This window comes from Leptolyngbya sp. CCNP1308, from assembly GCF_034932455.1.
Lineage (GTDB): Bacteria > Cyanobacteriota > Cyanobacteriia > Phormidesmidales > Phormidesmidaceae > Nodosilinea.
Genome location: NZ_JAYGIH010000036.1, coordinates 15,737 through 31,534 on the forward strand (window position 1 = coordinate 15,737; position 15,798 = coordinate 31,534).

At 57.0% G+C, this 15,798-nt stretch carries 15 protein-coding genes and 1 tRNA gene; 10 read left to right on the top strand and 6 right to left on the bottom strand.

Going from position 1 to position 15,798, the window contains the following annotated elements; all coding sequences use genetic code 11:
- Positions 1–171 precede the first annotated feature (171 nt).
- Complete coding sequence (locus tag VB780_RS09910; protein ID WP_190706116.1) at positions 172–420, bottom strand: Ycf34 family protein; 249 nt, start codon at positions 418–420, stop codon at positions 172–174.
- 307 nt (positions 421–727) lie between these two features.
- Here VB780_RS09910 and VB780_RS09915 point away from each other — a divergent pair, with 307 nt between their 5' ends.
- Positions 728–1,987, top strand: a complete 1,260-nt coding sequence (locus VB780_RS09915) for a CCA tRNA nucleotidyltransferase (protein ID WP_323350986.1) — start codon at positions 728–730, stop codon at positions 1,985–1,987.
- 10 nt (positions 1,988–1,997) lie between these two features.
- On the opposite strand, the gene VB780_RS09920 is transcribed toward VB780_RS09915, so the two are convergent.
- On the bottom strand, positions 1,998–2,621 hold the full coding sequence (locus VB780_RS09920; protein WP_323350987.1) for a hypothetical protein: 624 nt from the start codon (positions 2,619–2,621) through the stop codon (positions 1,998–2,000).
- Positions 2,622–3,011: 390 nt separating this feature from the next.
- Between VB780_RS09920 and queF the strand changes: the two genes are divergently transcribed.
- Complete coding sequence (queF, locus tag VB780_RS09925) at positions 3,012–3,443, top strand: preQ(1) synthase (protein WP_323350988.1); 432 nt, start codon at positions 3,012–3,014, stop codon at positions 3,441–3,443.
- A gap of 122 nt (positions 3,444–3,565) precedes the next feature.
- Here the strand turns inward: queF and VB780_RS09930 are convergent, their stop codons facing one another.
- Positions 3,566–5,413 (bottom strand): hypothetical protein, encoded by a 1,848-nt coding sequence (locus VB780_RS09930; RefSeq protein WP_323350989.1) that lies wholly within the window; start codon positions 5,411–5,413, stop codon positions 3,566–3,568.
- A 341-nt stretch (positions 5,414–5,754) separates the two neighbouring features.
- Between VB780_RS09930 and rsfS the strand changes: the two genes are divergently transcribed.
- The 5 genes from rsfS to VB780_RS09955 all read left to right on the top strand — a co-directional run bounded on the left by rsfS (position 5,755) and on the right by VB780_RS09955 (position 9,535).
- Entirely contained in the window at positions 5,755–6,195 is a 441-nt protein-coding gene (gene rsfS / locus VB780_RS09935) for a ribosome silencing factor (protein ID WP_323350990.1), read from the top strand.
- A gap of 107 nt (positions 6,196–6,302) precedes the next feature.
- On the top strand, positions 6,303–6,791 hold the full coding sequence (locus tag VB780_RS09940) for a CGLD27 family protein (RefSeq protein ID WP_323350991.1): 489 nt from the start codon (positions 6,303–6,305) through the stop codon (positions 6,789–6,791).
- Positions 6,792–6,837: 46 nt separating this feature from the next.
- Positions 6,838–7,800 carry an asparaginase gene (locus VB780_RS09945; RefSeq protein ID WP_323350992.1) on the top strand — a complete coding sequence of 321 codons (963 nt, stop codon included), beginning with the start codon at positions 6,838–6,840 and terminating at the stop codon, positions 7,798–7,800.
- Between the two features lie 220 nt (positions 7,801–8,020).
- Positions 8,021–8,097, top strand: a tRNA-Met gene (locus VB780_RS09950).
- Between the two features lie 118 nt (positions 8,098–8,215).
- A complete protein-coding gene (locus tag VB780_RS09955; protein WP_323350993.1) occupies positions 8,216–9,535 on the top strand; it encodes a four-carbon acid sugar kinase family protein in 1,320 nt (439 codons plus the stop codon).
- A gap of 114 nt (positions 9,536–9,649) precedes the next feature.
- Here VB780_RS09955 and hslO read toward each other — a convergent pair whose 3' ends face one another.
- Positions 9,650–10,561: an Hsp33 family molecular chaperone HslO gene (gene hslO / locus VB780_RS09960; protein WP_323350994.1), complete on the bottom strand. Its 912-nt coding sequence runs from the start codon at positions 10,559–10,561 to the stop codon at positions 9,650–9,652.
- A gap of 178 nt (positions 10,562–10,739) precedes the next feature.
- On the opposite strand from hslO, the gene VB780_RS09965 reads away from it, so the two are divergent.
- A complete protein-coding gene (locus VB780_RS09965) occupies positions 10,740–11,126 on the top strand; it encodes a hypothetical protein (RefSeq protein ID WP_323350995.1) in 387 nt (128 codons plus the stop codon).
- A gap of 16 nt (positions 11,127–11,142) precedes the next feature.
- Here the strand turns inward: VB780_RS09965 and VB780_RS09970 are convergent, their stop codons facing one another.
- Positions 11,143–11,616, bottom strand: a complete 474-nt coding sequence (locus tag VB780_RS09970) for an NUDIX domain-containing protein (RefSeq protein WP_323350996.1) — start codon at positions 11,614–11,616, stop codon at positions 11,143–11,145.
- Between the two features lie 327 nt (positions 11,617–11,943).
- Here VB780_RS09970 and VB780_RS09975 point away from each other — a divergent pair, with 327 nt between their 5' ends.
- Entirely contained in the window at positions 11,944–12,480 is a 537-nt protein-coding gene (locus VB780_RS09975; RefSeq protein ID WP_323350997.1) for a zinc ribbon domain-containing protein, read from the top strand.
- 112 nt (positions 12,481–12,592) lie between these two features.
- Here the strand turns inward: VB780_RS09975 and aqpZ are convergent, their stop codons facing one another.
- On the bottom strand, positions 12,593–13,360 hold the full coding sequence (gene aqpZ, locus VB780_RS09980) for an aquaporin Z (RefSeq protein WP_323350998.1): 768 nt from the start codon (positions 13,358–13,360) through the stop codon (positions 12,593–12,595).
- A 278-nt stretch (positions 13,361–13,638) separates the two neighbouring features.
- On the opposite strand from aqpZ, the gene glgX reads away from it, so the two are divergent.
- Positions 13,639–15,798, top strand: coding sequence for a glycogen debranching protein GlgX (gene glgX, locus VB780_RS09985; RefSeq protein ID WP_323350999.1), 2,160 nt, complete (start codon positions 13,639–13,641; stop codon positions 15,796–15,798).

The following is a 15,798-nucleotide window of genomic DNA, read 5'->3' on the forward strand; positions in this document are numbered from 1 at the left end:
GGATGGCTCTATTCACGATCCAGCAATCTGCAATGCTAGAGATTTTAGGCTGGTGGGCAATGCCCACCCTACTGCGGACTACGGCAGACTCGTTTTTCTGCAAACCAGCGGCAGGATAATGCTTTGGATTGACTCCCCTCTCCCCAGGGAGAGGGGCTGGGGGTGAGGGCGCTAGGTTGGCACCAGCTCGCCGGGGCGGAGCTTGGCCCACTTACCCTGTTCTGCAACAAAGCTGTCGCAGCCGACTACGTCGAATTCCTGTTCAACCCCGTCATCGAGCATACGAATGTTGGCGTTGACCGTAGGATTCACTGCCTCGAAGCTGGGGGAATCGGTCAGATGAGGTTGTCTGTGCAGCTCTTCCACCGCGTGGTAAGTGGTGCAGCGATCGACGTAGTGGCAGTTTACACAAATGCACATAGCACGCCCCCAGCAGGAACACAGCAAGGTCAAGGCCGACATCTCCAGTCTAGCCAGCCCTCGGCTAAATGGCCGTCATTCTCAAGGCAGTCAGGGGCTTTTGCCGTAAAGGGGATGCGTTTTCTGGTAGTCTAGCTCAAGTTTTTTGAATGTCCCGGGCGGCCCAGCCCAGATGTTGCAAAATGAAAACCCAGATTGGGTTTTCGGCTGTTCTCTGCGGGGCCAGGGTGTCAAGACTAAAAAACCCTGTTGTAATGAAAGAAATGAGGGTTCATTGAATCCAACGCTATCACCCTTCTCCCTTGCAGTGGCTACAGAAAAATCGGCGCTTTCGCCAAAAACCTGGCCCTTCAGCGTTTCGCTACTGCCACAGCAAGCCTACCTGGTGGGGGGAAGTGTCAGAGATGCCCTGCTGCATCGCCAGGCCGACTATTTAGATCTCGACTTTGTGCTGCCGGAGCGGGCGATCGCCACCGCCCAATCCATCGCCCAGCACTACAGCGCGGGCTTTGTGGTGCTTGACACCGAGCACCAGATCGCGCGGGTGGTGTTTCCCCATGCCACCGTTGACTTTGCCCAGCAGGTGGGGCCAACCATTTACTCCGACCTGCACCGGCGCGACTTTACGATCAATGCGATCGCCTACAGCCCCCACAGCGAGACCCTGCTCGATCCCCTCGACGGCTGTGCCGACCTGGCCCGCAAAACCCTCTGCATGGTCGCCGCCGAAAACCTCGAAGACGACCCCCTGCGGCTGCTGCGGGCCTATCGCCAGGCGGCCCAGTTGGGCTTTAGTCTCGACCCCGCCACGCAACAAATCATTCGCGGGCTGGCTCCAGCTCTGGGGCGTATGGCCGCCGAACGGGTGCGCGGTGAGCTAGACTGCCTGCTCAGCCAGCCCGAGGGGTCTGCTCTGCTGGGTCTGGCCTGGCAAGATGGCCTGCTGCAAACCTGGCTACCCGAAGTCGATCGCACCCACCTAGATCGCCTGGCCACCCTCGATCAGCTAGCGGCTCAGTACCACGAGCGCTGGCCAGAGTTTTCGTACCTGCTGCACAGCTGGGTCAAAGAACAGACGACCCCCGGCCTGCACCGCAGCTGGCTCAAGGCAACCAAGCTCAGCCAGCTCTTGCCCCCCGACCTGGCCAGCGCCGAGACCACCCTGGCAAAACTCAAGTACAGCCGCGCCGAGCAGCAGGCGGTGCTGAGCATTCTCAAGGGCTGGCAATATCTGCATCAGCACCAGGGCAAAACCGGCCTACCCCCTGGTCAGCAGTATCATTTGTTCAAAATTGCCGGGGCGGGCTTTGGGGGTGTTGCCCTGCTGAGTTTGGCCTACGGCATGCCCGAGGCCTTAATTTTGCCGCTGGTGGAGCGCTACCTCACCCCCAACGACCCCGTTGCCCATCCCCAGCCCCTAGTGACAGGCAAGGACCTGGTGCAAGGGCTTGCCCTCAAACCAGGTCCTAAAATTGGTGAACTGCTAGAGGGCGTTCATTTGGCTCAAGCCGAGGGGCTCGTGGGCAGCCGCGAAGAGGCCCTAGAGTGGGTCAAGCGGCAGCTCTAGCCGTCAGGATTTAGCTACCGGGGGCAGGCTCAGATGCTTCCTCAACGGTGGTTTCGGCCTCAGAGGCATCAACGGCGTCGGGGGTTTCTTCAACAGTTACTTCGGGATCGGCCTCTTCGACGGCAGCTTCGGGGGCAGCCTCGTCGACATTGGCTTCGACGTTAGCCGGATCTTCCTCGGCGTCAACGGTGTCAGGGATCTCTTCGGTAGCCGCTTCAGGATCAATCTCTTCGACGGTGGTTTCTTCGGTCACCGCTTCAGAATCAGCTTCTTCAACGGCGGTTTCTTCGGTCACCGCTTCAGGGTCAGTTTCCTCAGTCAGGATGTCAGGGGTGGCAGCTTCGATCGCAGCCTCACGCTCGGCATCCAGTTCAGCCTCGATCGCCTCGACATCGACCGTGGGGGCGGCATCAGGGGTGGCGGCTTCGATGCCAGCTTCGCGCTCGGCATCGAGTTCAGCTTCGATCGCTTCAACGTCAACCGTGGGGGCGGCGGTTTCGGTTTCAGGGGCAACGGCTTCAGTGTCTTCGGTCACTTCGGCCTTGGGGTCTTCGGCCTGGGCGGGCAGGCCTAGGGCCAGGCCGGCGAGGGTAAGGCTACTGGCAGCGAGGGCAAACTTACGGTAAATCGTCATTATGTCTCTCCTGAAAAAGCGTCTTCCGATGGAGCTGGGAAGTTAATGCTACAAAAGTGCTACAAGAACTACTCCCAACGCTTGGTGAACTTATCACGGGGTTAAGAGCACAGCCAAAGGTGTTAAGGAAGAAGTATGAAGTTTTGATTAAGCGATTGGAATAACTTTGGTTAAGGCTCTGTTTGGGAACTTTTGCCCCAGCCGAGTCATCTAGGGGTGATCGATCGCCGCCGCTTTGGTTAAGAAACATTGAAAAAGGCTACATTACCCAAGGAGGCAGTCTAGGTCATAGCCGCATTTTTCTTTGGGAATGTTAAGCGTTGTCAAAGCCTGTCTCACCCGTTCTGCGGTCAGCCTGGGCTGGCCCTGTCTACCCATTTCCCGCTGCCCATGACTATTGCTTCAGCCTCGACCTCTCAGTACGGCGATCGCGCCATTCTCCAGGCCGGCGTAGACCCGCTGGAGAAATGGCCTAATCCTTCGGAGAATATCTATACCATTCACCTAGAGCACCCAGAATTTACGGCGCTGTGCCCGCGATCGGGCTACCCAGACTTTGGCACCATTGTGGTGGACTATTGCCCAGGGCCATGGGTGGTGGAGCTTAAGGCGTTTAAGCTCTACATCAACAGCTTTCGCGATCAGCGCATCAGCCATGAGACTGTGGCCAACCAAATCGCCGATCGCCTGTGGCATGAGCTACAGCCCCAGGGGCTGCGGGTGATTGGTGACTATACCCGGCGCGGTGGAGTAAAGACAGTGATTACGGTCAAAAAAGGCAGTTGCGAAGGATTTGAGCCCTACACCCCCAACGTGCTCTAGCGCCAGTTCGGATGTGGGCTAGGAAAGGAGGGCCAAAGCCGTTGCCAGGCTTGAACGTTCAAACCTGGCAACCCGTTAGTGGCGCGTTTCGACTCGGGAACAAGCAATTCATCCAACCGTAGTTAGCTCAGATTGCTCAGGTCGTCGAGGTCGTCTAGCAGTTCGTCAGAAGTGGGTTCTGGCGCAGGTGCATTGAGTAGGGCGTCGAGGTCGAGACTGTCGGTGTTGAAGTCGTTGTCTAGACCGAAATCATCAACTTGACCGCTGTCTGCTTCACCTTCTAGCAGGGCTGCTAGGCCAAAATCGCTCTCCTCTAACTCGGATGAAGCCGTCTCGGGAGCAAACTCATCGATCGCAAACTCGGAGCTGGGTGCTGAGGTCGGTTCGTTAAGCAGGGCATTGAGATCGAGACTGTCGGCGTTGAAGTTGTTATCTAGGTCTAAGTTTTCGACTCGACCGCTCTCCGCTTCACCCTCTAGCAGGTCAGCCAAGCCGAAGTCGCCTTCGTCTAAGGCTGGTGCCGCCTCGGCAGCGAACTCACCCATTGCAAATTCGGAACCCGACTCTAAGGCAGGTTCGTTGGGTAGAGCATTGAGGTCGAGACTGTCGGCATTGGTATCTATCTCTAGGCCAAAATCGTCCATTTGGCCGCTGTCTACTTCACTCTCTACCAGGCCGGCTAAGCCAAATTCGTCTACCTCTGGCCCTGGTGAAGTCATCTCCGGGGAAAATTCGTCAGTGTCATCAAAATTCAGCTCAGATAGATCAGAGATGGCTTCTGGCTCTGATGTATGGAATTCATCTACGTCGGGACTGTCGGTGTCAACATCAGCATCTAAGCTCCAATCATCGACTTGCCCCCTGTCTGACTCGCTCTCTAGCATGACAGCTAGGTCTGAGGCTTCCTCATCTACTGCCGGTGGGGGCGCTGCTGAGGTGAACTCGTTCATATCCAGGCTGATTTCGCTGTCGGCTATCAGAGCGGCTTCGTCGGTGATCGCGGCTTCCGGTGGCATCGCTGCGAGCATCGCACTGTCTAGATCAAACGCTGGGTCATCAGCCACGGGGGTAGATGACTCTGTGTAAGGGACTTGCAGTTGTAGTCTGGCTTCATAGGCCTGCTCAAGCTCTTGGGTGCGCTGGGTCAGCTCATCTTGGTAGTGCTCAATCTTTTCGGCCAGTTTTTGCTCGTACTCAGCTCTGAGGCTTTCCTCTAACTCTCTGCGGAGGTTTAGTTCTAATTCTGCGGCAGAGGGGGCGAGATCTGTGGGCACTGGGCCACTGGTCTGGGCCGTCTGTAGCCGGGCCTCATAGTCTTGTTCCAGTTGGGCCAGGCGCTGGTTGTACTCGGCCTGAAGTCGGGCTTCGATCTCAGCGGTGTCAGCGGTATTGCCACTGGCTACGGCTGTCGGTTCTGGCACTAAGGCACCCAGGGAAGTCTCGCCCGGAGTGGTCTGGCGGGCCTGTTCTTGGTCTTGGTAGTGGGCGATCGCCTCCGCCAGCCGCTGATCGTAGTCTTGCTGAGCCTGCGATCGCGCCTCCACCAGTTTTTCTTGCAGGTGCTGCTCGTAGGCCTGCTGAATCTTGGTGGCTGCTTCTTTCAGGCGGGTCTCGTACTGCTTGCGAATGCGCTGTTCGGTGGTGCTGTCTGCATCAACGGGGGCACCGCCCATTACACTCTGGCGGGTGCGGTACTCAGACTCTAGCTGACCGCGCCGCTCCTCAAACTGATCCTCATACTGCTCCATCTTCTCGGCGAGATGAGCTTCGTAATCTCGCTGCAGCTGCTGGGTGGCATCGCGCAGCCGCTGCTCGTGCTGTCTCTCTAGCTCCTCTTGGCGCTTTTGGCTCTGCTGCAAAGCCTCGGTCAGCTCATTCACCTGGCCCTGGCGTAGGTAATACCCCACAATAACCGCTAGCAGTAAGCCGATTAAAGCAGCAACGATAAGCCCTTGCGTAAGTTGAGGCATGGTGAATCTTCCCCTGTAGAGTTCAAAGACGAGCCGTAGAGTATTCACGCCTGAGGGGCAGAAAACCAGCCGCTACCCCGCCTTTGCAGCCACTTTCTAGCTGCTAAATAGTGACGATCAATGATATACGCTGCGCTCCGTTTGGGATCTCAAATTTGCCCAGTCTAGGGCGGGGCTAACCCTGGGCGATCGCCCAGATTCACCCGTTCCATAACAGATTATGACCGTGGGGAGAGCGGCTCGGCGACTCCCTAGGTCATCCTCTACAATGAAGCTACGGTGTATCGGCGCAGTAAATCTGGGCCGTAGCCCACCGTACTTGCCCCACTACGTTTTTGCGTATGACCCAGTCTTCCCACCGCCAGCCTGCTGCTACCGATGCCTCTGCGCCCAATCAACCTGAGGACGATGCCCTCAAGCTGGCCTACGCCATTGCGGCCGCCGCCGATGAGCGCAAAGCGGGCAACATCACAATTTTGCAGGTGGGAGATGTGTCGTACTTAGCTGACTATTTTGTGGTGGCCACTGGCTTCTCGGCGGTGCAGGTGCGCGCCATTACCCGCTCCATCGAAGCTACCCTAGAGACTGATCACAACCGCCGCCCGCTGCGGGTCGAAGGCCAGGGCGAGGGCAGCTGGATCGTCATGGACTACGGCGAAGTCATTGCCCACATCTTTATGCCTGAGGCCCGAGACTATTACGATTTGGAGGCATTTTGGGGCCACGCCAACCAAATTCTTTACCAGCCTTCGGGCCAGCACTTTAGCCCTGCCCAGCTCTAACCGCTCGCTACATCCATTGTCCGGCGGAACACAAATTCCCAGACAGCGATTCCTATTGGTAGGCAATTCGTTTAGGCTATAGCTAGATTTGCGTATTGTCGGTGGCCATGTCTCAACGATGTCCAGTACCGGCTGAGCAGCAGCCCCTCAACGAATATCAGGACGTGCGTGAGTCCTGGTTCTATAGCTGGGGCAGCCGCGATCTGACAGGCTATCTCAAACCCCTGATTATTCTTTGGCTGGTCGGCTGGGGTGTGGCTGGGCCGATGGCCGCCGCTAGCTTTGCCCCTGCTAAACACCCGCTTCCCTTTGGCCTCAGCGGAGCCCTAGGGGCTATGGTGCTGCCCATGCTGACGCTTCTCCAACTCTACGTCGGCTGGGCCCACGTGGGCGGGCGACTGCGGCAGACCACCGTGCCCTACGAAGAGTCGGGCTGGTACGACGGTCAGCTCTGGGTTAAGCCTGAAGAGGTCTCAAACCGCGATCGCCTGATCGTAGATTATGAAGTGCAGCCCGTGCTCCAGCGTATTCGCCGCACTCTGGGGGTCATGGCCCTCCTGCTGGCCGGGGGGCTGATTGCCTGGCCCCTGGTATAGTGGGCATCGCCGCATTATCCTTGTACACCACCGCAGAGCGTCCCCTATGACTAGCAGTCGGGTTAATCGACACCAAACCAAAGAGCTAGAAATTCAGCTGCTGCGGGAGGGCATTGCAGAGTCTACCCACCTGGCCCACGTGGCGGTCTGTGACGACCGGGGGCGCACGTTGTCGGTGGCGGGCAACGGCGAATTGGGCACGTTTATTCGTTCGGCTCTCAAACCCTTTCAGGCTCTGGCGGTGACCGCAGCAGGGGCGCTAGAGCGCTACGGCCTTGACGATCGCGACTTGGCCATTATGTGTGGTTCGCACCAGGGCACTATTGAGCAGGCGCGCCAGGCTTTTCACATTCTCTGGCAGGCCGATCTTGACCCCATGGCCCTGCGCTGCCCTACCCCAGCAGGTAAAAAAAGCCCGCTTGAGCACAACTGCTCGGGCAAACACGCCGGCATGCTAGCCGTGTGTCAGCAGCGCAACTGGCCCTTAGCCACCTATCTCGATCGCGGCCATCCGATCCAAAAGCTGATTTTGACCCGCATTTCAGAACTGCTGGGCATGCCCTCTGATGAGTTTATCTGCGCCCACGACGACTGCGGTGCCCCCACCTACTTCATGCAGCTCAGTCAGATGGCCTCCCTGTTTGCTATGCTCTCCTCCGGCAACAACCTGGATATGGAGCGCATTGTCCGGGCCATGACCAGCCATCCCGACATGGTGGGTGGCCCAGGCACCTTTGACACCACGCTCATGAATCTCACCCACGGAGCCTTGGTCAGCAAGTCGGGAGCCGAGGGCATTCAGTGCATTGGCCGGGTGGGCGAGGGGCTGGGCCTGTCGATTAAGGTGATCGATGGCGCTAAGCGGGCCAAGTACGCCACCGCCATCTTCGCCCTGCGGCAGCTCGGCTGGATTACACCCACCGTAGCCGACACCCTGGCCGAAACCTATATGAAAGTTGGCGAGTTTACGCGCCTCGATGTCATGGGTGATCTGCCCATGATGTACTAAGCCCCAGGGGGCATTCCCTTCCCCGTCTGATAGCGCTGAGGTTGGCCTTTGCCGCCTAAAAGACAGGCAACACTGCTTAAGGGAAGGCATAGTTCAGCTATTCGACAGGCTGAAATGCCTTTGAGGTAAGGGATTTAGGGCGATCGCCTCAAAAAAATCTAATTCAAACGAAAATTAGATTGTTATCTGAGAACATTTAGCGCTATAGTAGATAAGCCGACGCGGGGTAGAGCAGTCTGGTAGCTCGTCGGGCTCATAACCCGAAGGTCCATGGTTCAAATCCATGCCCCGCCACCAAAGTGAAAAAAGGACTTCTGGAAATTTCTGGAAGTCCTTTTTTTGTTTGCCCCATCTTGGCCAACCTGCCCCCAATGGGGGATAGTGATTTCTGTTCACCCTGTCGAGGCCAGCACCGATGGCTCAGCCCAAGATCATTGTGTTAGACGACGACCCCACCGGGTCTCAGACGGTGCACAGTTGTCTGCTGCTCATGCAGTGGGACGTAGACACTCTACGCCAGGGGCTGCGCGATGCCTCGCCGATTCTCTTTGTGCTCACCAATACCCGCGCCCTCACCGCTGCCGCCGCTGAGCAGGTGACTAGAGAGGTTTGCCAGAATTTAAAGCAGGCGATCGCCCTCGAAGGCCTCCAAGATTTTCTCGTCGTCAGCCGCTCTGACTCGACTCTGCGGGGGCACTATCCGGTGGAGACCGATGCGATCGCCCAGGAACTCGGCCCCTTCGACGCCCACTTTTTGGTGCCCGCCTTTTTTGAGGGGGGCCGCATCACCCGCGACAGCGTTCACTACCTGATGGTGGATGGCGTACCCACGCCGGTTCACGAGACTGAATTCGCCAAAGATTCGGTGTTTGGCTACAGCACCAGCTATCTGCCCGACTACGTAGCCGAAAAGACCGCTGGGCGCATCCCGGCCACATCTGTGGAACGTTTTATCCTTGAGGACATGCGGGCGGGTTCGCTAGATCGGCTGATGGCCCTAGAACACAACGTCTGCTGCGCTGTGGATGGCGAGACCCAGGCCGATCTGAACCAGTTCGCCCAGGATTTGCTCGCTGCTGCCGCCCAGGGCAAAAAATTTCTGTTTCGCAGCGCCGCTAGCATTCTCACCGCCCTAGCCGCCCTGCCGCCTCAGCCCATTGACGCTGACCATATGGGTACTTACGTGCGCGGGGGCTTGCCTGGGGCCATCATCGTTGGCTCCCACGTCAAGAAGACCACCCAGCAGCTAGAAACCCTGCTGCAAGAAGCGGGTGTCATTGGCATTGAAGTCGATGTGGCGCAGCTCCGAGATGGCTCATCAGAAGCTCACAAAGCGCTGCTAGCGGATATTCTCCAGCGGGTCAATCAGGCCCACGGCAGTGGTCAAGTACCCGTGATCTACACCAGCCGCCAGGAGCTCGCCTTTGATACCATTCAGGCCCGTCTCGACTTTGGTGTCGAAGTCTCTTCGCTGCTGATGGAGGTAATCAAAGGATTGCCCGATGATATTGGATTCCTCATCAGCAAAGGCGGCATTACCTCTAACGACACCCTCAGCACCGGGCTCGATCTACGTACCGCCCGCCTGCTCGGTCAAATTTTACCTGGCGTCTCTGCCGTGCGTACCCCCGCCGATCATTCCCAGTTTCCTAATTTACCCGTGGTGCTGTTCCCCGGAAACGTGGGGGATGAGAATGCGCTAGCGATCGCCTATCAGCGATTAACGAGCCGATAGGAAAGATCAGGAAGATGAGGAGATGATGCGATCAGGAGAAGCCCCTATAGCGATCGATCTGCCCACAGAATTCCACTCCCTTATCTCTCCTGCTTCCCTATCTCCCCCACTCCCTCAACGACTCGCCGCCTGCCGCTCCTCTCGCAGATCGTCAATGAGTTGGGCTAGCTGATCGCTGTCGGTGTGGTAGACCTCGTTACAAAAGTGACAGATGGCTTCGGCCCCATCGTCTTTTTCAATCATGTCTTGCAGTTCGTCTTCACCCAGCATTTTGAGGGCGCGCAGCATGCGATCGAACGAACAGGGGCAAGAAAACTGCACCATTTGGGTTTCGGGCAAAACCTCCAGCCCCAGATCACCCACCAGTTCATCAAAGATTTGAGGCAGGGTTTTGTTCGCCCGGAGTAGGGGGGTAAATCCGGTTAAGCCAGCCAGGCGACTTTCGATCAGATCCACCATTTCAGTGTCTTCGGCGGCGCGGGGCAAAATTTGCAGCAGCAGGCCCCCAGCGGCTTCTACGCCATCGGCACCGACAAACACGCCCAGCACAAGGGCTGAGGGAGTTTGCTCAGAGTTCACCAGGTAGTGGGTGAGGTCGTCGCCAATTTCCCCTGTGATCAACTCAACGGTGCTCGAATAGGGGTAGCCATAGCCCATGTCGCGCACCACGTAGACATAGCCCTTGCGGCCTACGGCTCCACCGACATCGAGCTTGCCCTGGGCATTGGGAGGCAACTCCACAGCGGGATTGTCCACGTAGCCACGGGCGGTGCCATCCATACCGGCATCCACCAGAATGCCGCCCAGGGGGCCATCGCCCCGCACGCGAATATTTACTCGTCCCTGGGGTTGCTTCATGCTAGAAGCTAGCAGCAGCCCTGCCGAGAGGGTACGGCCTAAAGCAGCCGTAGCTACGTAGGAGAGGTTGTGGCGCTGCCGGGCCACCTCGGTAAGTTTAGTGGTGATGACGCCGACCACTCGTATACCGCCATCGGCGGCGGTAGCCCGAATCAATTGATCTACCATGCGCTGCCCCAGTTTTCCCTTAATATTGCTTATTAATAATTGTAAGAGGTTTGGGAGTGCGGGTTTGGGGTGGTTTACCTACCCAGAGGATGCGGCTGGGTTGCCTGCTCTGTTTCTCCATGCCATTGGTTTTCTTTTGGCATACTGAGAGGTGTTGTTTGCGGGCCATCACCGTCTTATGCTAGGCACATTTCAGCAAAGCCACCTGCGCATTGAGGTCAATGCTACTCAAGAGCACATTCAGTCCAGCTTGGTGCAGCCTAGCCAGTTTTGCCAGTGGCTTTGGCCCCAGCGATTCAGCCAGGGGTTGCCTGACAAGATCCAAGGTGGACTAAGCTTTGACAGTTATCTTGGCCCCGTTGAAATTCACCACGATGTCGAGCAGGTCAACGACCACAGTCTGTATATGGTGCTTTCCGGGGGTATTGATGGCTTCCACGAATGGTATTGGGGTGACCAGTGGGTGCAGTCCCGTCTGGAGGGGGTATCGGTGCTACCCCTCAATCTAGGCCAAAGTCTGGGGATGGCGCGACTGCGGCAGTTTTTAGAGCAGTCTGCCCATTAGCCTTAGCTTTGAGCCATTAGGCCAAGGGCACTTGCCCCAACACCTGCACCAGTTCGTCTAGAAACTGGCCCTGGGCTTTAATGATGCGTTTTTTAGCTTCTTCTAGCTCAAACCAGGCGGCCTGGTCAACCTCGGGAAATTCACGCAACACCCCGGAGTTGGGTGGCCATTCCAGCATGAAGGTATTGCTGTGTAAATTTGCGGGGTTGAAGTTGCCCTCAAAGGCCCAGGCAAAGACTAGTTTGCCCCCCGCCTGCCGCACCGGCTGGAGCGGTCGAAAGTTGCCAGTGGGGGCTTGGCCGGTTTCTTCCAAAAATTCGCGCTTGGCGGCTTCGAAGGTGTCTTCTCCAGGATCGATTTCACCCTTGGGAATTGTCCAGGCTTGCCAGCGGCGATTGGCCCAGTAGGGACCGCCAGAGTGCACCAGCAGCACTTCCAAGCGGTGATCCTGGGTTCGATACATGAGTAGCCCTGCGCTTTTTTTAGCCATGGCAGCGATCGCGCCATACCCTCAGCCCATCTAGCTAGCTTTGGGCATGCCATCCTCAAGTAATTGGCAGTTACAACCTCAGACCCGGAACTCCTTCGACCATCCGATTGTAGCGGGCGGGTCTAAAAACGCTCGGTCTGACCTCCCCTCAAGATTCCCACCCCCCCTCAACCGGCATCCCTCAACCAGCCTAAAGATGAGCTAGTTTAGACAAAGACATTCTGGAGAAACCCCTTCGATGCCAGTGTCTTGGCGTAGCATACCGATAGCTGAGGTCTAACGGCTGAAGCCTGCTTTAGATCATTGACAAAATCGGCCAAAATAACTATGCCCTACTACTGCGATCTTGGCCCTGGCCAAAAGGTATATCTTGATAACCCCGGTCCAACTACCTTAATTACTCTGGCTAGCGGCAGTGCTGGCCAGCAGCAGCAGTCGAGTACCCAGATACACACTGGCCCTTGGACAGAGGTGCCTCAAATAGCCAGGGTAGGCAGTGGGGCGCTCCTGCGCTGTGTTACAGCCCAGGGTACATATACCTGGCAGATTCAGGGTATGCAAATTGGGGCCGCACCCACAAATGCCTGGGTTGCCGACCAGGCCACCCCTATGCAGGCTACCGAGGTTGGTTTGTCTTCGATGGCGTCTATGCAGCCGATGGCCCCGATGGAACCCATGGCCCCGATGCGCATGGGCGATATGCAGATGTCGATGAACCCTATGACGATGCGCATGGGCAATATGACCCTAGGGCTAGACGCTCCGGCGGCCAGCACCCAGCAATTTTGCACCCAGTGCGGTGCGGCGATCGCCTGGGGCGATCGCTTCTGCGGTAGCTGTGGACATCAGCTGCATCAGCCTTAGATACCTACAAAAAATCGGGAGAATGCTTTCCCCGATCTAATCCGACAATTGAGATGTAATCCAGCCCTCAGTTGCCAGCTTGGCCGGATAGCTGAGGGTCTGAGATGTGGCCCTAGGCAACTGGCTTGGCGCTTTCAACCTGAGCGGCACTTTCCCGATCGCCCGCAAAGAACGTAGCGTAGAACCAGCCCGCCAGCAGTGCCCCTAGAATGGGTGCCACCCAAAAGAGCCATAGCTGGCCAAACAGTGGCCCCCCGACAAACAGCGCCGGGCCGGTGCTGCGAGCCGGGTTTACCGAAGTATTGGTCACCGGAATGCTAATCAGGTGAATTAGCGTCAGCGCTAGGCCAATCGCCACTGGGGCTAGGCCCACTGGGGCTCGAAAGTCGGTAGCCCCCAGGATGATCATCAAGAAAAAGAAGGTCATCACCACTTCGCACACGAAGCAAGCCAAGAGGCTAAAACCACCGGGCGAATGAGCTCCAAACCCATTGGTAGCCAAGGGATTGCCCGCAGAGGGGTCAATGGCAAACCCCGGCTGGCCAGTGGCAATAATATAGATAATGCCAGCGCCTAAGATGCCACCCAAGACCTGGGCCACAATGTAGGGCAGCAACTCACTACTCGGAAACCGTCCCCCCGCCCACAGCCCGAAGGATACCGCCGGATTGAGGTGACACCCTGAAATATGACCAATAGCGTAGGCCATGGTCAGCACTGTTAACCCGAACGCCAGGGAAACACCTAAAAAGCCAATGCCCAGGTTAAAGGCACCACTGCTATCTAAAAACTTACCTGCCAGCACGGCGCTACCACAGCCGCCCAGCACTAGCCACAACGTACCAAAAAATTCAGCCACACAACGCTTTGTGAGAGGCATTGTCACCACTCCTACCAATGAAGTTTATAAAGCCGATTAGTATTGTCAAATACAGATGAGAACGACAACCTATATCACCTGGCAAGATTACCTCAAGACTATAAAAGTTTGATAAGCCCCAGCGATACCCAACCCCTCTTGCCATGGCCACGCCCATTCCCCTAGCCTGGTACCCTGGAATAGGCGCGGCGCAGTAGCGCCCCGAGACCTGCTCAAAGGGGGGGCACCAGCCTCAGCGTCGTCAATTCTTAGGGTTGTTAAGAAATACAGCACTCACTATGGGAATGCAAGTTTGGCCGGGTCGTCCCCATCCCCTGGGTGCCACCTGGGATGGCACGGGCACCAACTTCGCCCTGTTTTCAGAGAATGCTACAGGGGTTGATCTCTGTCTCTTTGATGCGGCCAACCAGGAAACTCGTATTCCCCTGACTGAGGTTGACAACTATGTGTGGCACGGCTACCTCGTCGGGGTCAGGCCTGGACAGCGCTATGGCTTTCGGGTAAAAGGGCCGCATCATCCCAAGGCTGGACAGCGGTTTAACCCCTACAAGCTGCTGATCGACCCCTATGCGAAGGCTGTAGACGGCGATGTCCAGTTTGACCCAGCTATCTTTAGCTATGACCTGGGAGCAACCCACGACCTCGAAAGTCTCGATCTATCGTTTTCTGAGGTCGATAGCGCCCCGTTTATGCCCAAGGCGGTGGTGATTGACCCGAGTTTTGACTGGGAGGGCGATCGCCCCCTCGATATTCCTTGGCATCGCACCATTATCTACGAAGCCCACGTCAAAGGGTTTACCCAGCGCCACCCCGATGTGCCAGAGCCGCTAAAAGGCACCTATGCCGGGCTAGCCCATCCAGCCGTAATTGACCACCTCAGCTGCTTGGGCGTCACCGCTGTAGAGCTCCTACCTGTCCACCACTTCCATGCCTACCCGGGGCATTTAGCCAACACAGGGCTGCGCAACTACTGGGGTTATGACTCCCTTAGCTACCTGGCTCCCTACGGTGGCTACAGCAGTGCTGGGCAAGCTGGGGGGCAGGTCAACGAGTTTAAGCAGATGGTTAAAGCGCTGCACCAGGCCGGCATTGAAGTCATTTTAGACGTAGTCTATAACCACACTGGCGAGGGCAGCCACCTGGGCCCAACCATCAGTCTGCGGGGCATCGACAATGCAGCCTACTACCGCCTAGTCGAGGATGCCCCCCGCTACTATATGGACTTTACCGGCTGCGGCAACTCGCTCAATGTGCGCCATCCCCAGGTGCTGAAGCTGATTATGGATAGCTTGCGCTATTGGGTGCTAGAGATGCATGTTGACGGCTTCCGATTTGACCTGGCCTCGGCCTTGGCTCGCGAACTGTACGAAGTAGACAGTTTGGCGGCTTTTTTCGACATCATCCACCAAGACCCGGTGCTGTCTACCATTAAGCTGATTGCTGAACCCTGGGATTTAGGGGAGGGGGGCTACCAGGTGGGTAACTTTCCGCTGCTTTGGTCAGAGTGGAACGGCAAATACCGCGATTCTATGCGCGACTTTTGGCGCGACCACGACTGCCGTTTGGGGGAGTTTGCCTTTCGGGTTACCGGCAGTTCTGACATTTATGAGGCCAACGGCAAGCGTCCCCACGCCAGTATCAACTTCATCACCTGCCACGATGGCTTTACCCTGCGGGATTTGGTCAGCTACAACGAAAAGCACAACCTGGCCAACCACGAAAATAATCGCGACGGCGAGAGCTACAACCGATCCTGGAACTGCGGTGCCGAGGGTGAAACCGACGACCCGGCCATTCTGGCCCTGCGGCACAAGCAGCAGCGCAACTTGCTGGCTACGCTGCTGCTCTCCCAAGGGGTACCCATGCTGCTCGGTGGCGACGAACTCAGTCGTACTCAGCAGGGCAACAACAACACCTACTGTCAAGATAGCGAGTTATCTTGGTTCGACTGGGATCTGAGCCCTCTCGGGCGTGACCTGCTGTCTTTTACGAGTAAGCTCATTCAGCTGCGACAAAACCACCCTACCTTTGCCCGTCGCCACTGGTTTCAGGGGCGTGCCATCCACGGGTCTGAGGCTCACGACATTGGTTGGTACAATCCCGACGGCAGCGAAATTACGAACAATCAGTGGCACGACGGTGCAGCCAAAGCCATTGCGGTGTTTCTCAACGGCGAAGAGTTGATGAGCTTTGAGCCCCAGGGGCAGCGGTTAATGGACGACAGTTTTTTGCTGTTTTTTAATGCCCAGGCCGACCCGCAAGAATTTCATATCCCGCCTTTGCGTAAAAACCAGTCCTGGTTGATGGTGATTAATACTGAAGAGACGTCTGGTTTTGTGGCAGATAGGCAGGTTTACCACCCCGGCACTGCGATCGCAGTGGCTGACTTTTCGCTAGTGGTGCTCACCAGCCCCCGTTCTAAATCTACTGCGGGCTGA

Excerpts from the sequence above, each read along its gene's own strand:
- VB780_RS09910 (WP_190706116.1), bottom strand. The coding sequence starts at position 420 with ATGTGCATTTGTGTAAACTGCCACTACGTCGATCGCTGCACCACTTAC.
- VB780_RS09920 (WP_323350987.1), bottom strand. The coding sequence starts at position 2,621 with ATGACGATTTACCGTAAGTTTGCCCTCGCTGCCAGTAGCCTTACCCTC.
- queF (WP_323350988.1), top strand. The coding sequence starts at position 3,012 with ATGACTATTGCTTCAGCCTCGACCTCTCAGTACGGCGATCGCGCCATT.
- VB780_RS09930 (WP_323350989.1), bottom strand. The coding sequence starts at position 5,413 with ATGCCTCAACTTACGCAAGGGCTTATCGTTGCTGCTTTAATCGGCTTA.
- rsfS (WP_323350990.1), top strand. The coding sequence starts at position 5,755 with ATGACCCAGTCTTCCCACCGCCAGCCTGCTGCTACCGATGCCTCTGCG.
- VB780_RS09940 (WP_323350991.1), top strand. The coding sequence starts at position 6,303 with ATGTCTCAACGATGTCCAGTACCGGCTGAGCAGCAGCCCCTCAACGAA.
- VB780_RS09945 (WP_323350992.1), top strand. The coding sequence starts at position 6,838 with ATGACTAGCAGTCGGGTTAATCGACACCAAACCAAAGAGCTAGAAATT.
- VB780_RS09955 (WP_323350993.1), top strand. The coding sequence starts at position 8,216 with ATGGCTCAGCCCAAGATCATTGTGTTAGACGACGACCCCACCGGGTCT.
- hslO (WP_323350994.1), bottom strand. The coding sequence starts at position 10,561 with ATGGTAGATCAATTGATTCGGGCTACCGCCGCCGATGGCGGTATACGA.
- VB780_RS09965 (WP_323350995.1), top strand. The coding sequence starts at position 10,740 with ATGCTAGGCACATTTCAGCAAAGCCACCTGCGCATTGAGGTCAATGCT.
- VB780_RS09970 (WP_323350996.1), bottom strand. The coding sequence starts at position 11,616 with ATGGCTAAAAAAAGCGCAGGGCTACTCATGTATCGAACCCAGGATCAC.
- VB780_RS09975 (WP_323350997.1), top strand. The coding sequence starts at position 11,944 with ATGCCCTACTACTGCGATCTTGGCCCTGGCCAAAAGGTATATCTTGAT.
- aqpZ (WP_323350998.1), bottom strand. The coding sequence starts at position 13,360 with ATGCCTCTCACAAAGCGTTGTGTGGCTGAATTTTTTGGTACGTTGTGG.
- glgX (WP_323350999.1), top strand. The coding sequence starts at position 13,639 with ATGGGAATGCAAGTTTGGCCGGGTCGTCCCCATCCCCTGGGTGCCACC.